Below are 14,741 nucleotides of genomic sequence, written 5' to 3' on the forward strand. Positions count from 1 at the left end.
GCCACGGGGGAGAGGAGTCCTTCCGTACTTCATCGCTTCCACACCGTTCACCGAGTTGTTGTAGCCTTTTACCGAAGCGTGGAATATACTTTCATTAACACGTTGCTTCGTGAAAGGAACATTCATGATTTACACGCTTACTGCAAATCCCGCCATTGACTACAACATCTCCTGCGACGGTCTTGCTGCCAACACCGTCACGCGTACCCGCAACGCCGTCTACACGCCCAACGGTAAGGGTCTCAACGTCTCGTTTACGCTCGACCACTACGGCGTCGACACCACGATCCTGGGCTTCTTCGCCGGCTTCTCGGGTGAGTATATCGTTAAGGGCGCCGAGGCCCTGGGCGTGCCCGTCAAGCCCGTGTGGACTGACGGCATCACGCGTGTCAACGTGTTCCTCAACGCCGGTCCCGACACCGAGTACAACATGGTCAACGCCGGTGCCGCCATCAACGAAGCCAACGAGCAGGAGATGTTTGAGCTTATCGATTCGCTCGATGACATGACCTGCCTGGTTATCAGCGGCTCGCTGCCCCCCAACACCTCCGAGAGCTTCCTGGCAGAGGTCCTGCGCCGCGTGAAGGCGAAGGGCGCCGAGTTCGTGCTCGATATCTCGAGCCATCAGCTGGCCGACCTCATTGCTATGGAGCCGTTGCTCATTAAGCCCAACGACGACGAGCTGCTCGACATCTTTGGCATTAAGGTGGGCGGTGGCGACGACGAGTCCGTCAAGGGCGCCATGGCCGAGCTGCACGCCAAGGGCGCTAAGAATGTACTGCTGACGCTCGGCGGCGACGGCGCGTACTTCTCCAACGGCGAGCACATCTGGTTTGCCAACCGCACCTTCGACGTCAAGCTGCTGTCGACCGTCTGCGCGGGCGACTCCTCTCTGGCCGCCTTCCTGTCCGTGTGGCACGACGCCCCGGAGCGCGTCGAGGATGCCCTGCGCCTCTCGATGGCCACCGGCGCCAACGTGGTCGAGTGCCCGGGTCTTGGCGATTTTTCCAAGGTCGATGAGTATCAGAAGGGTATTGCAATCCGTCAGGTTTGCTAGTTCCGGCACCTTGCCTGAATAGTTCAATTATTTCGCATCCGTCTTAGACCAGGACGGATGCGTTTTTGTTTATCGGACTTGCGTGTGCAGTGGAGGCTGTTTCTTGCTAGACTTCTTGCAGACGCAATCGATAGCCAATTTGATAGTCGCAGGAGGCCATAGGCATGTGCAATGTTTCGCTCAACGGTACGCAGCCGACCGATGCCTCTATCCGTGTCCTGCGTGCGCTTGAGGCAGCAGGTCTTGAGGCTTGGTACGTGGGCGGTTGGGTACGTGATGCCCTGATGGGATGCCCCAGCCACGATGTTGACATGTGCTGCAGCGGCCTGTGGCAGGAGTCCAAAGAGGCGCTCGAAGCGGCGGATATTGCCGTGGTTGAGTCGGGCATAAAATTTGGCGGCATCACGGCTATTTGCGATGATGAGCGCATTGAGGTCACCACCTACCGCCTAGACGGCTTTTACACCGACGGCCGCCATCCCCAGAGTGTGGAGCGTGCAGCGTCGCTTGAGGACGATCTGGCGCGTCGTGACTTTACCGTTAACGCTATGGCCTGGCATCCCGAGCGTGGTCTTGTCGACCGCTACGATGGTCAGGGCGACCTGAAGCGCAAGCTCATCCGCGCCGTTGGAGATCCCAAGCGTCGTTTTAACGAGGACGCGCTTCGCATGCTGCGCGCGGTGCGTTTTGCCTGCCGTCTGGACTTTGTGATTGAGCCCGAGACCAAGTGTGCCCTTGCCGAGTGCGCGCCGCTGCTCGATGCCGTGGCGCGCGAGCGCGTGGGTATTGAGCTCGAGGGCATTCTATCGACCGGCCACGGGGGAGACGCGATGCTGCGCTACCCCGAGCTTGTTTGCGCCGCCGTGCCCGAGCTCGCGTCCGCTCGCGGGTTTGATCAACGCAGCGTCTATCATGCGTTTAACGTCTACGAGCATATCGCCCGCGTGCTGACGGTGGCAGGGGAGCTGGCGCTGTGCGACGGCGTCGCGCCCTCGTCGAGCCTTATGTGGGCGGCGTTTTTGCACGACGTTTCCAAACCCGAGTGCTTTACGGTCGATCACGACGGCAGCGGCCACTTCTACGGTCATCCCGAGCTCGGCGCCAAGAAGGCGCGTGTCATCATGGATCGCCTGGCGCTCTCGCACGATTTGGTGCGCGATGTGTGCCTGCTGATCAAATACCATGACAAGCCGCTGCGCCCCGAGCGCTCCTGCCTGCTCAATATGATGCGCGCGCTTTCGGGCGAGGGTGTCGATACGCCGCGCCTGATGGACGAGCTTATGGACCTTAAGCGTGCCGACACGCTGGGCAAGGCGCCGTCGTGCTTCTATTACGTCGAGACGATCGAAGAGATGCGCTCACTCGCCCATGATTTGTTGGAGGCGGGGGAGCCCTATTCGCTCAAGATGCTTGCTATCAACGGCGGCGACTTGATTCGTGCCGGTGTGAAGCCGGGGTCCGAGCTAGGCCAGCTACTCAACGCCGCCCTCGAAGCCGTTATCGAGGACAACATCCCCAACGATCGCGAAACCCTTTTGGTTCATCTCAACTTGAATTAGCTAATTAGTTGACCTGCGCGTTCCATAACCTGTCGACAATTTTTCGGCAATTTGGAATTTCTTCTTGCGCTGATGTTTTTTGTCCCGTAATATATTTCCTCGCAGCACGGCAGTGCAGATGTCATGTGGCCCGTTCGTCTAGCGGTTTAGGACGCCGCCCTCTCAAGGCGGAGATCACCAGTTCGAATCTGGTACGGGCTACCACTTCTTTTCTGCCGAGGCCTATGGCCCGTTCGTCTAGCGGTTTAGGACGCCGCCCTCTCAAGGCGGAGATCACCAGTTCGAATCTGGTACGGGCTACCTTGAATTTGAGACCCGGACTTCCCACGGAAGCCCGGGTTTTTTATTATCAAACAACTGTCTGTCATTCCCGTTTGAACAAGAGCTTTGCGTTCTGCTTATGGCCCTTACGGGTACAATAACCAAGATATTTTGACTGTTAGAAGGAGTCTCATGACGGAGTCCTCTCAGCATACGTCCAAGCCCCAGGTCGAGGTTGAGGCCTCGGGCGGCGATGACAATAAGAGCGCACGCCGCGGCGCCATTTTTATCGGCGTTGTGCTGGTGGGTTATATCGTCTATCTGGTGGTAACCGGGCAGATGGGGCAGTTCTGGGCTGCTATGTCGAGCGTCCAGGCGCCCTGGCTCGTTGTCGCGTGTCTTTGCATGTTTATGTATCTGTTCTTTGGCATTGTGGCCTATGCGATCGCCGTCTGGCTCGACCCCAATTCACCCGTCGGCATTCGCGACCTGATCTCGGTCGAGGCGAGTGGCATCTTCTTTGGCAACCTGACGCCCATGATGATGGGCTCTACGCCTGCCCAGATCTACCGCCTGACCAAAGCGGGCCAAAACGTGGGCGAAGCGGGTGCCACGCAGTTCACCCGATTTATTGTGTATCAGTTTGGCCTCGTTGCCTGGGGCGCTATCCTATTGCTTGCTCGCATGCCGTTTTTTGCCGAGCGCTATGGCGATATGACGCTGCTGTGCGTCTTTAGTTTTGGCGGTCACTGCTGCATCCTGCTCGGCATCTTCGCCGTCGCGCTCATGCCTAAGACCGTCACGCGCGTCGCCCATTGCATCATCAATTGGCTCGAGCGCATGGGTGTCTCGGCCACTAAGATCGATGGATGGCGCTCGTTTGTCGATGGCGAGATCTACTCCTTCTCCGAGAAGTTCAAGCTTTCGGCCGGACATTTTTCTTCCATGCTGCTCACCGTGTTTATCACCATGCTGCAGCTCGCGTTTTTCTATCTGGTGCCGTATTTTCTGATGCTCGCCTTTGGCCACCACGAGGTCGACTTTTTCTCGGTCATGGCCGCGAGCGCCTTTGTCCAGCTGCTGAGCTCTGCGGTTCCCTTGCCCGGTGGAACTGGTGGCGCTGAGGGCGGCTTTGCTTTGTTCTTGGGTCATTTCTTTGGGTCGGCTTCGACCGCCGGCTATCTGCTGTGGCGTCTCATTACGTTTATCGCGCCGACCATTTTGGCTGCGCCCCTGCTGGGCCTTAAGAGCGCCCACAACGAGAGCATCCATGCGCGCTGGGATCGCGTGATGCGCAAGCTCGGCCGCGAGCCTCAGACGCCCTCTGCGCCCACTAAGCCGCACCCCACGAATGCTGTTACCGTTGATCCCAGGAAGCACGCTCAGAAGGCTTCTGGGACCGCTAAGCCGGCTCATAAAGCCTATGTGCGCCAGACGGGCGACGGTATCCGCGTATCTCCGTCGGCGCTCAATAAGAAGAAGCACCCTAAGTCGCGGTAGGGCAGTCGTGCGTTCTTCATGATGCGGGGCATATTTGAGCTGTATGGGGGATAATCCTCTTACGTAGATTATCTCTCATCTGTTGATGAATGCTCGCATATCGAAGGGACACACCCATGGCCACCAGTAAACCGCGTATTGATCGCCGTATCGTTCGCAGCCGCAATGCCATCCTTTCCGCTTTTGAGCGCTTGCTCATGGAAAAGCCGCTGGCAGACATTACGGTGAGTGCCATCGCGCGCGAGGCCAATGTCGACCGTAAAACCTTCTACGTGCACTTTGGTACGGTTGATGGCTTGCTCGATGCCATCGCCGCCGATGTGGTCGAGATGATCGTCGACTCGGTCGAAAAGACGCTTTCCACTATGGGCAGTGACCCCAACGAGCGCGCCCTTGGAGCGGCGGCTACCTTCTTTAAGACCATCAACGAGGCACTTTGCAATAACCTCGTGCTCAATCGCCAGCTGATTGAAAACATCCCGCTCGACGATTTTATGACGCGTTTGCGCGTGCCGCTCGAGCATGAGATTGCCGAGCGCGATCTGCTGCCCCAAGGTCTCAAGGACGAGATGTTCGACTACTATCTGGCGTTTTTGCTGTCGGGTATTATCGGAATCTATCGCACATGGGCGCTGTCTGACGGCTTGGTTCCTATCGAGCGCGTCTCGGAGGTCGCCAACGACCTGACTCTCAATGGCCTGTCGAGTCTGGAATCTCGCTTGGATTAGGCGCAGGCTCGAGTTCGTGAGGCGCTTGTCGGGGTGCAGCCCGATCGATCAGGCGACGAGCATCCCGCCGAAGCAGTCGATGACCGGGCTCAGGTAGACCTTCTCGCCGCCCGGGAGCCTGAACTCGGTGATGTCGGTGAGCCACAGCAGGTTGGGCTCGTCGGCGTGGAAATTCCTGTTTACGAGGTTCTCCGGCGCCTTGTAGACCTCGCCGGCGTAGGAGCTGTAGCCTGAGGATCCTTAAAAGAAAGTCCAGTTTATCCTTCCCACTCCAATTGGGAATCCTCCGATGCGCCTTCGCACGCTCGCATGACCTCGATACCGTGCGAGCGTGCGAACTCTACGAGCTCTGCGTTGCGGGCGTTTATGGTGCCGAAGGCGGCGGGACACACGATAAGGCGCGCGCAGTGGACGAGGAGCTCTTTGGCGCGGGCTATGGTTCTATCCCCGATCGGCTCGAAGGCGCGCTCGGCCACGCATTCCGCCGCCAGGTCGCGCGCGAGCTCGCAGTCGATGTCCCCTTCGTGCAGAACGCCCGTATAGAACGCCTTGCCCTGCCGGATGAGCTGGCGAAACACAGCCGACCCCATACCTGCGCCGGCGATGACGAACGTGTGCGCATCGCCGTGCGGGCGTCCAATTTCCACGCTGCCGAAGCGCTCGTTGAAGGTGCCATGTTGAAGGCCGTAGAGCTCGCCAATCGTCTCGCGCGTGAATATGTCCTCGGGTGCGCCGGCGCGGAAGACCCGGCCGTTCTTCACGCAAATCACCTTGTCGGCGCTTTTCTGCGCGAGCTCGAGTTCGTGGATGGACATGATGACAGCCACATTCCGCGATTTCGCAAGGTGGCGAAGTATTCGCAGCAGGTCGATCTGGTAGCGGATATCGAGATATGACGTGGGCTCGTCGAGCACGAGCACACGCGGATCCTGCGCGATGGCGCGTGCGAGCATGACGCGCTGGCGTTGCCCGTCGCTTATCTGCATGAAGTCGCGCTCGGCGAGCTCTTCCACATGTGCGGTTTTCATGGCCTCGTCGACCCGACTATGGTCGTCGGGCGAGAGTGTGCCCATTCGCCCGGTGTAGGGGTGCCTTCCCGCCTCTACGACATCGCGGCAGGTGAGGAGCTCGGTCCGGGGGCGATCTGTCAGCATAACGGCAAGGTTCCTTGCAAACTCCGCCGTCTTCCATCGGGAAATCTCCCGCCCGTCGAGCTCGACCGCGCCGGCAAGCGGTGCCAGATGGCGTGTGATGGTTTTCAAGATGGTCGACTTGCCCGAGCCGTTCGGCCCGATGAGCGCCACGACGTCGCCCGCGCGAACCTCCAGATCGACGCCTTCGACTACGACCTTCTTGTCGTAGCCCGCCGACAGGTCGCTTATGTGGAAAAGCGGCGCTCCGTCAGCCTGCGTTTCGACCGTAGTTTCGAGGTTCGGCTCCGCTCGGAGGAGGCGTTCCGCGCGCAGTTCCGCACGAGCCGAAAGTGCCTTCTGGCGCTTTCGTGCGAGCTCAGGACTGTCTAAGCATGGAATGTCCCCTCCGAGCGTTTTGGGCCGCGGCACGAATTCCCCCATCTACCTCACCCGCTTCTTCAACATGAGCGCGATAACCACCGGAGCGCCGAAGATGGCGGTGACGGCGCTGATGGAAAGCTCGACGGGAGAGAACAGCGTGCGCGCGATCAAATCGCAGCCCGCGCAGAAGATGGCGCCTCCCAAGAAGCACGCAGGAATCACGCGGATGGGCTTCGACGACTTTAGCGCCGACTTCACGAGATGCGGAACCGCGATGCCTACGAACGACACCGGACCAGCGAACGCGGTCACGCAGGCGGAGAGCATGCTCGCTAGAAGGACGAGCACCACGCGGAAGCGTTCGACGTTCACGCCGACGCTTTTCGCGTAGGCTTCTCCCAGCTGGAAGGCGGAAAGGGGCTTCGATATCGCGAATACGCATGCGCTCACGGTGATCACCACGACCGCGATGACCGCGATGTCGTCCCAGCTCGAACCCGAGAAGCTACCCAAAGACCAGTTGTGCAGGTTCACGATGGACTGGTCGTCGGCGAAGGCGATGAGGAAGTTCGTCGCCGCCGAGCAGATGTATCCCACCATGACGCCCGCCACGATGAGCATGGCCATGGAACTTATGCGCCGTGCGATGAGGAGCACGAAGCCGATGGTGATAAGCGAGCCCAGAAACGCTGCGGCCACCATGGCCGGCGAAGACATGGCCATGTTCGCGCCTAGAAGTACGATCATCGTAAGCGCGACGACGAACTTTGCGCCCGAGGAGACGCCCAAGATGAACGGGTCGGCGATGGGGTTGTTGAAAAACGTCTGCAGCAGGAACCCGGAAAGCGAAAGTGCCCCACCGAGAAGCACGGCTGAAAGCACGCGCGGCAGGCGAATCTCCCAGATGACCTGGCTTTCCATGGAATTGGCCGCGCCGCCCGAAAGGATGCCGGGGATGTGGTCTGCGGGCACGAGCACGCTCCCGATGCACAGGTTGGCCCCGACGAGCACGATGAGGGCAACAGCGAGCAGCGCCGTCACGACGCGACACCGCGCGGCGCGCCCCGATTCGTCGTATGCCATGGAAAGCCGGCTTCTCATGGCGCTAACCGAGCTTCCTCAGATAATGGAAGTCGCTCGCGTCATCGCCGGTGAACGCCCCGTGCAGCTCGTCGATAATGTCGGCGGTAGAAGTCATCTGCTGGTACATGTCGGCGCTTGTGACCCAGACGTTGCCGTTCTTCACGGCTTTGAACTGCGACAATAGCGCGTTTTTGCCTACGAAGTCGTTCAAGGTGGCAACCGATTCGTCGATGGTGCCGTTGTAGACGATGATGTCGGCATCCTTCGCCGTCGCGTAGAAGCGCTCCATTTCGAGCGTTACTGACGAACCTGACGTCGACGCCGTCTGCGCGTCATCGAGCGCATAGCTGCCGCCTGCAAGCTCGATCATCTGCGCCACGTAGTCGCCCGCCCGCCGCGTGACGGCGGCCCCGTTCGAGTTAATGTAGAAATACGCCACGGTTTTACCTGACGACGCGAGCCCCGACGTTTGCTCGACGCGGGCCTTCTGCTCGTTGAACAGGTGCGCGGCCTCGTCTTCCTTGTCGAACAGGACGCCGAAAAGCTTAATCCACTCGACGCGCCCGAGTGCTTCGGGCTCGCTCGACGACTGTTCGGTGAGCACGACGAGCCCGAGCTTCTGCAGCTTTTCCTTCACATCGGGCGTGTGGTTGATCATGGTGTTCTCGATGGCGAGCGTACAGCCCGAGGCCGATATTCGCTCGTAGTCGGGCGCGCTGTACTTGCCGCCGTAGGCGATCGCCCCACTTTCGAGTGCGCTTTTGAAGCCCACGACCGAGCAGTCGTCGGCCTTCGTGCCCGACATGATGATATTGTCGTTCGCATCGAGCGCGTCGACTAGGCACATCGTCGCCGACGACACGAGGTACACCTTGTCGGCGGGGCGCCTTATGACCGCGATGTCGGAGCTCAACCCATCAGGTACCTTCGCATCTTGCGGCACCACGAGGAAGCGCTCCCCGTTCGAAACGCAGATAAGCCGCAGGCCGCCTTCGAACTCGTCGACAGTGAAGTGCTCGGCGTATTCAAGCTGAAGCGCTCCCGTCGGCTCCCAGCCGCAGCCCAAATCGGCGTTGTGGAAGTCGGCCGCGGCGCTTGAAGCCGTTCCCGCAGGGGAGCCGCCGCTTGCATCGTCGCCCGATTTCTCCTTCATGGTGGATGAGTCGAAGTGGAGCGTGTAGTCGATGGTGTGCGGCGTCGACATGGCGACGGTCTCGGCCGACGCGGCGATGTCCTCGTCGAGCGTGACGGGTATCTCGAACGTGGAGTTGCCGCCGTCGTTTACGGGCGCGTAGTCCACGCCGTCGACGGTCATCTTGTCGTAGTTCGAACTCGACCAGGTGATGGTCGCGGTGTAGGTGTCGCCATCCTTCACAATTGTGGTGGGTGAGGCGATGCTTGCGCGCCCTGACCCGCCGGAAAGCGAGACGCTCACCGTGTATTCCTGAGAGCCCGCCGTGCCACCGGTCGCGTTCGGGCTCGCACTGCACCCCGCGAAGGGAAGCGCGAGCAGGGCGACGAGAACGCAGGCGATCGCGCGCGCCGCGATGCTGTGGAGCTTCCTGTTTTCCCCCTTGGGAAGAATCGACCGCATGGCGTTACCTCAGTGCGTCGGCGCGCAGATCGACGCCGGCGGATTCGAACACAAGTGTGCGGTCGTACCACTGCTCTTTTCTAATACTCCACGCGGCACAGGCGGTGTCCTCGTCGAGCGCATCAACGGGCACGTCGTAGGTGTACTTGCCTTCCGCGTTTTCCACATAGGGGATGAAGTCGGCCTCGCTTGCGGCGGCAGCCTCGTCGCCCGTGCCCATGAAGAGCTTGCCGTAGCCCGTGCCGGAAAGCGTCATCACGCAGTGCATGGAGCCGTTTTCCACGATGAGCTGGGCGTCCACGATCCTGAACATGTTCGAGCTGGAATCTACGGTGATCGGATAGGTGCCGTCGGCCACCTTGTCGGCGGTGATGGGGGCAGCGCTTGCGCCCGCGGGCGCATCGGCCGCCTGTTCGGTCTTTTCCTGGGAATCGGCATCGCTTGCCTTTGCGCTGTCGATTGAATTTCCGGCGCAGCCGGCGAGCGAGAACGCGCAAAGCGCCGCCGACAGGGCGAAGACGAGGGTTTTCTTCAACATGGAGGGGGTTCCTTTCAATCGCTTCGACCGCCCGTGCCGTGCGGTGGGCGGTCGGGATGCGAATGCAACGGGCATGCGTCGTCAGTCGGGGAAAGGCGCATGCCCGTTGCACGGGGACGCGACCGGCGCCCCCGTGCGCGGCGAGTTTACAGCTTGGCGATGGCGTCGTCCACGTGCGAGACGTAGATGTCGTCGACCGCGACGTTCTGTCCCAGACCCTGGAGCAGGCACGTCACTTCGAAGCCGGCGGCCACGAACTTCGCAGCCCAGCTGTCGGGGTCGGTCTCGTCTGCCATGTCGTTGTTCGCGTGGTCGCCCGCGACCACCATGAACGGCGCGAGCACGGCCTTCTTGTAGCCTGCGGCGCTCGCGGCGGCGATAACATCCTCGCAGGTCGGTTCAGCCTCGACGGTGCCGACGAAGAACTGCGTCAAACCCTCGTTCTTGAACACTTCCTGCATCTTGGCATAGTCGGCGTTGGAATCGGCTTCGGTGCCGTGGCCCATGAGGCACAGCGCCGTCTCGCCGTCGTCGAAGGACGCCATGTTCTCCTTAATGGCCGCGGCCACCTTTTTGTAGTCGTCGTCGGAGGTGAGCAGCGGGTCGCCGAGCGAGATCTTGTCGAACTTGTCGGCGTACTTGTCGAGCTCGTCTTTCACGTCGGCGTATTCCAGGCCAGCCATGAGATGCGTCGGCTGCACGACGATTTCCTTCACGCCGTCTTCCACGCAGCGGTCAAGCGCCTCGGTCATGTTGTCGATCGTGATGCCGTCGCGCTTCTTCAGCTTGTCGATGATGATCTGCGCGGTGAAGGCACGGCGGATGTCGTAGTCCTGCCAGTACTTCTCGCGGATAGCGTCTTCGATGGCGCCGATGGTGATGTGGCGCGAGTCGTTGTAGCTCGTGCCGAAGCTCGTGACGAGGATGACCGGCTTCGCGGCCTTCTCCTTTTCACTAGATTTCTCGGAACTCGCGGAGGTGTTGGAGCAGCCCGCGAGCGCGACTCCGGCGAGCGCGACGGCTCCGGTTGCTGCGGCGCCCATGAAGCCGCGGCGTGACATCTGGTCGGACATGGTTTTTCCTTTCCTCGGTTTGCCGGTCCCCCGGCGACAGTTGCTTGTCGGCACAAGCGAAAGAAAAGCGCACCCCTCGGGGTTCACAAGGAGCTAACGCCACGGCGATGCCGTGAGGAAAAGGCGAAGCAGTCTGGCTTGGGGCGCGAGGCGGTTCGCCCGCGCGTCCTATACAGTAATGTCCCTTGCCCAGGATTCCCACCTGGTTCCCTCCGCAAGCCAGCGCGGGCTGTGCAGGCGCCGCGCCGGTCATTTCCTTTTATCCGATTGTCATATGCTCGTTGCCGAAACTTTTACTATGATAGTGGGCACTTGTGAACGTGTCAAAGCCAGCGCGGGCGGCATTGCGCCTCCTGCCTGCGTATTTGCGCCGATTGCTGCCGCAGGCGCCGTGTTTTGCCCGCTGCGCGAATGGCGGCGTAAACGGTTGCGATGAGAAACGGGAAGGGAAGGCTCGGATGATTCATATCGTTGGCGCAGGCTCGGGCGCCGCCGACCTTATCACGCTGCGCGGGGCGCGCCTTCTGCGCGCGGCCGACGTAGTCGTTTGGGCGGGAAGCCTTGTGAATCCCGAGCTGCTCGCCGAGTGCAAGGAATCCTGCGTCGTCTACGACAGCGCGCACATGACCTTGGAGGAAGTGCTCGACGTGATGTGCGCGGCAGATGCGCGGGGCGAGGAAGTGGTGCGCCTGCACACGGGCGACCCGTGCCTGTACGGCGCCATCCAGGAGCAGATGGACGCGCTCGACGCGCGCGGCGTGGACTACGAGGTGGTGCCCGGCGTGTCGAGCTTTTGCGGTGCCGCGGCGGCGCTTCGCCAGGAATACACGCTGCCGGGAATCAGCCAGTCGGTCGTGATCACGCGGCTTTCCGGACGTACCCCCATGCCCGCGGGCGAGGGCATGCGCACCATGGCGGAAAGCGGCTCGACTATGGTCATCTTCCTGAGCTCGGGTATGCTCGCCGAGCTTTCCGCCGAGCTTTTGGGCGCGGGCCGCAGCTCCGACGAGCCGGCGGCGCTCGTGTACAAGGCGACCTGGCCTGAGGAGCGCGTGGTGCGCTGCACAGTGGGCACGCTCGCCGATGCGGGCGCGCGAGAGGGCATCGACCGCACGGCGCTCGTGGTGGTGGGCCGCGTGCTCGGAGCTCGTGGCGGGCTTGCGCACAACGGCGCGCAAGCGGAGTCGTACGAGCGCAGCAAGCTTTACGACCCTTCGTTTGCCACGGGGTATCGAAAGGCGAGCAGCTAGCGTGGCCTTCGAGCACTACATATATACCGGGACGACCCGCCTGCGCTGCGGCTACACCACGGGGAGCTGCGCCGCGCTCGCGGCGAAGGCGGCCTGCGAGATGCTCTTGTCACGAAAGCCCGTCGGCCGCGTGTCGATCGTCACCCCCGGCGGGCTGCCTGTCGAGGCGAACGTGGTCGACGCATGTATCGGCGAGGGGTGCGCCCAGTGCGCCGTGCGAAAGGACGCAGGCGACGATGCCGATGTGACCGACGGCGTGCTCGTGTACGCGCGCGTGGAACATGCGGGGTCGGGCACGGGTGCTGCGGGCAGCAAGGGCGTGCCCGCGCGCGAATCGGAAGTTTCCGTCGATGGCGGCGTGGGCGTGGGGCGCGTGACGTTGCCCGGCCTCGAGCAGCCGGTGGGGGCGGCCGCCATCAACGCGACGCCGCGCGCGATGATCACTTCGGCGGTGCGCGAGGTGTGCGCCGCGCACGGCTTTTCTGGAAATATCGCTGTGACGATTTCGGTACCCGAGGGTGTTGCCCTTGCCGAAAAGACCTTCAACCCGCACCTGGGGATAGAGGACGGCATCTCCATCCTGGGCACGACGGGCATCGTCGAGCCGCGCAGCCTCGCTGCCTTGCGCGACAGCATCGAGCTCGAGATCCGGCAGCATGCGGCTATGGGGCGGCGCGGAGTCGTGCTCACGCCCGGCAACTACGGCGCGCAGTTCATCTCGGGGCATTTCCACCTAAACGGTGCGCCGGTGGTCTTCATCTCCAACTTCGTGGGCGATGCGATTGATTGCTGCGTTCGCGAGGGATTTACCAATGTCCTTCTTGTGGGACACATCGGCAAGCTGGTGAAGGTCGCGGGCGGCATCATGGACACCCATTCGCGTACCGCCGACTGCCGCGCGGAGATTCTGGCCGCCCACGCGGCCTTGGCCGGCGCGGGCACGAAGACTGTGCGCGAGATCATGTCGTCGGTCACGACCACGGCGGCGCTCGAGGTAATCGAGGCCGCCGGCGTGGGGGACGCTGCGCGCGCCTCGCTCGCTGTGGCAATCGAGGACAGGTTGCGCCGCCGCGCGGCGGGCGGATGCGACATCGCCGCGGTCGTGTTCGACGCCGAGCGCCGCGAGCTTTTCCGCACGTCGGGCGCCGATGCAGTTATCGGGGAATTGGGGGCGACGTATGAGTAAAGGCGTGCTGTACGGCGTGGGCACGGGGCCTGGCGACCCCGAGCTGCTCACGATCAAGGCCGTCCGCACAATCGAATCGTGTCCGGTCATCGCCGCACCGCAGACGGCGGACGGGGCCATGGTCGCGCTCGACATCGTGCGCGGCGCCGTCGGCCTTACAGGCAAGACGGTGATCCCCGTGCGATTCTCGATGACGTGCGACGTCGAGCGCCGCGCGGCCGAGCATGCCTCGCTTGTTCACGAGCTTGTCGCGCACCTGGATGCGGCCCGCGACGTCGCGCTGCTGAACCTGGGGGACCCAAGCATCTACGCCACCTTCCAGCGCATAGCGCCCGACGTGCGCGCCCGCGGGTTCGAGGCGCGCGCCATTCCCGGCGTGCCGAGCTTCTGCGCGGTCGCCGCAGCGCTCGAGCGCGACCTCACGCCCGAGATGTCGTTGCCTCTGCACATCGTGCCCGGCGGCTACGACGACGTGCGCCGCGCAATCGGCTGGCCGGGGACGAAGGTGGTCATGAAGGCGCGCCGCTCGCTTGCGGACACGAAGCGCATCCTTCGCGAGGAGGGCGCCTTCGACGGTGCCGAGCTCGTAGAGGACTGTGGGCTTCCGGGCGAGCGCGTGTACCGCTCGCTCGACGATGTGCCCGATCGGGGCAGCTACTTCTCGACGATGGTGGTGCGCTAGATGAGGGTTTCCTGCATAGCGTTCACCGAGAGGGGGCATGCGTTGGCGGAGCGCACCGCACGCGCGCTTTCCGATTGTGCGCAGACAGGTGAAGATGACCCTGGCTGGGACGTTTCCGTTTCGCGCGGGTTCGGCGAGGGGAAGGCCGACCTGCGCGCATGGACGGCGCTCGCGTGGGAAGCGTCGGACGCGCTTCTGTTCGTGGGCGCGGCGGGCATCGCCGTGCGGGCGATCGCGCCGTATGTCGCCTCGAAGGCAAACGATCCCGCGGTTGTGGCCATCGACGAGGCGGGGCGCTTTGCCGTCTCGCTTTTGTCGGGGCATTTGGGCGGTGCGAACGAGCTTGCGCAAACTGTGGCACGCGCGGCAGGGGCCATCCCCGTCATCACCACGGCGACCGACGTCCGCGGCGTGTGGGCGGTGGATACGTGGGCGCGCCGTGCGGGGCTCGCCGTTTCGAATCCCGAGGCCATCAAGCGAGTGTCGGCGCGGCTGCTTTCGGGCGGGCGCGTGGCGCTCTATTCCGACATGCCGATTTCGGGACAGCCGCCTGAGGGGGTTGACATTGCGTCCGACCGCGCTCGGGCCGATATCGTCGTGTCGCCGTTCGCTGGCGCGAATGCAGGTGCGTCCGTTCGCGCAGCGGAGACGACGGGCGATGTCGTGCCCGCCGGTGAGACGGGGAAGCCGGCGGGCGTGCGGGCGCAGGCGCCTGC

13 protein-coding genes, 2 tRNA genes and 1 pseudogene are annotated in these 14,741 nt (G+C 62.4%); 10 read left to right on the forward strand and 6 right to left on the reverse strand.

Annotated elements, in window-relative coordinates:
- Positions 1-124: 124 nt before the first annotated feature.
- The 6 genes from DW037_RS03540 (at position 125) to DW037_RS03565 (ending at position 5,105) form a co-directional block, all read left to right on the forward strand.
- On the forward strand, positions 125-1,057 hold the full coding sequence (locus tag DW037_RS03540) for a 1-phosphofructokinase family hexose kinase (protein ID WP_118372824.1): 933 nt from the start codon (positions 125-127) through the stop codon (positions 1,055-1,057).
- Positions 1,058-1,221: 164 nt separating this feature from the next.
- Positions 1,222-2,616, forward strand: coding sequence for a CCA tRNA nucleotidyltransferase (locus DW037_RS03545; RefSeq protein WP_118372825.1), 1,395 nt, complete (start codon positions 1,222-1,224; stop codon positions 2,614-2,616).
- 127 nt (positions 2,617-2,743) lie between these two features.
- Positions 2,744-2,820, forward strand: a tRNA-Glu gene (locus tag DW037_RS03550).
- 22 nt (positions 2,821-2,842) lie between these two features.
- Positions 2,843-2,916, forward strand: a tRNA-Glu gene (locus DW037_RS03555).
- 153 nt (positions 2,917-3,069) lie between these two features.
- Positions 3,070-4,377 (forward strand): lysylphosphatidylglycerol synthase transmembrane domain-containing protein, encoded by a 1,308-nt coding sequence (locus DW037_RS03560; protein WP_118372826.1) that lies wholly within the window; start codon positions 3,070-3,072, stop codon positions 4,375-4,377.
- A gap of 116 nt (positions 4,378-4,493) precedes the next feature.
- On the forward strand, positions 4,494-5,105 hold the full coding sequence (locus DW037_RS03565) for a TetR/AcrR family transcriptional regulator (RefSeq protein WP_158571929.1): 612 nt from the start codon (positions 4,494-4,496) through the stop codon (positions 5,103-5,105).
- A 51-nt stretch (positions 5,106-5,156) separates the two neighbouring features.
- Here DW037_RS03565 and DW037_RS10725 read toward each other — a convergent pair.
- From DW037_RS10725 to DW037_RS03595, 6 genes and pseudogenes are all read right to left on the reverse strand, one after another.
- Positions 5,157-5,333: pseudogene (locus DW037_RS10725) on the reverse strand (IS3 family transposase); the annotation flags it as partial.
- A gap of 29 nt (positions 5,334-5,362) precedes the next feature.
- Entirely contained in the window at positions 5,363-6,679 is a 1,317-nt protein-coding gene (locus DW037_RS03575; protein ID WP_118372828.1) for an ABC transporter ATP-binding protein, read from the reverse strand.
- Entirely contained in the window at positions 6,680-7,702 is a 1,023-nt protein-coding gene (locus DW037_RS03580) for an iron ABC transporter permease (protein WP_118372829.1), read from the reverse strand.
- A gap of 22 nt (positions 7,703-7,724) precedes the next feature.
- The gene (locus tag DW037_RS03585; RefSeq protein ID WP_118372830.1) at positions 7,725-9,296 is read right to left on the reverse strand and encodes an ABC transporter substrate-binding protein; all 1,572 of its coding nucleotides are present in this window, start codon (positions 9,294-9,296) and stop codon (positions 7,725-7,727) included.
- Positions 9,297-9,300: 4 nt separating this feature from the next.
- Complete coding sequence (locus DW037_RS03590; protein ID WP_118372831.1) at positions 9,301-9,834, reverse strand: hypothetical protein; 534 nt, start codon at positions 9,832-9,834, stop codon at positions 9,301-9,303.
- A gap of 146 nt (positions 9,835-9,980) precedes the next feature.
- Positions 9,981-10,907 (reverse strand): sirohydrochlorin cobaltochelatase, encoded by a 927-nt coding sequence (locus DW037_RS03595; RefSeq protein ID WP_117583469.1) that lies wholly within the window; start codon positions 10,905-10,907, stop codon positions 9,981-9,983.
- 458 nt (positions 10,908-11,365) lie between these two features.
- On the opposite strand from DW037_RS03595, the gene cobM reads away from it, so the two are divergent.
- From cobM to DW037_RS10730, 4 genes are all read left to right on the forward strand, one after another.
- A complete protein-coding gene (cobM, locus tag DW037_RS03600) occupies positions 11,366-12,157 on the forward strand; it encodes a precorrin-4 C(11)-methyltransferase (protein ID WP_117765632.1) in 792 nt (263 codons plus the stop codon).
- Position 12,158: 1 nt separating this feature from the next.
- Positions 12,159-13,343: a cobalt-precorrin-5B (C(1))-methyltransferase CbiD gene (gene cbiD, locus DW037_RS03605; RefSeq protein WP_255413621.1), complete on the forward strand. Its 1,185-nt coding sequence runs from the start codon at positions 12,159-12,161 to the stop codon at positions 13,341-13,343.
- Complete coding sequence (cobI, locus tag DW037_RS03610; RefSeq protein WP_118372832.1) at positions 13,336-14,025, forward strand: precorrin-2 C(20)-methyltransferase; 690 nt, start codon at positions 13,336-13,338, stop codon at positions 14,023-14,025. The genes cbiD and cobI overlap by 8 nt, the downstream gene beginning before the upstream one ends.
- Before the next feature lie 42 nt (positions 14,026-14,067).
- Positions 14,068-14,741, forward strand: a 674-nt coding sequence (locus tag DW037_RS10730) for a cobalamin biosynthesis central domain-containing protein (protein WP_304999872.1), incomplete at its 3' end; no start/stop codon positions are given.

It is taken from the genome of Collinsella sp. AF39-11AT, from assembly GCF_003474585.1.
In the GTDB taxonomy this organism is placed as follows: Bacteria; Actinomycetota; Coriobacteriia; order Coriobacteriales; family Coriobacteriaceae; genus Collinsella.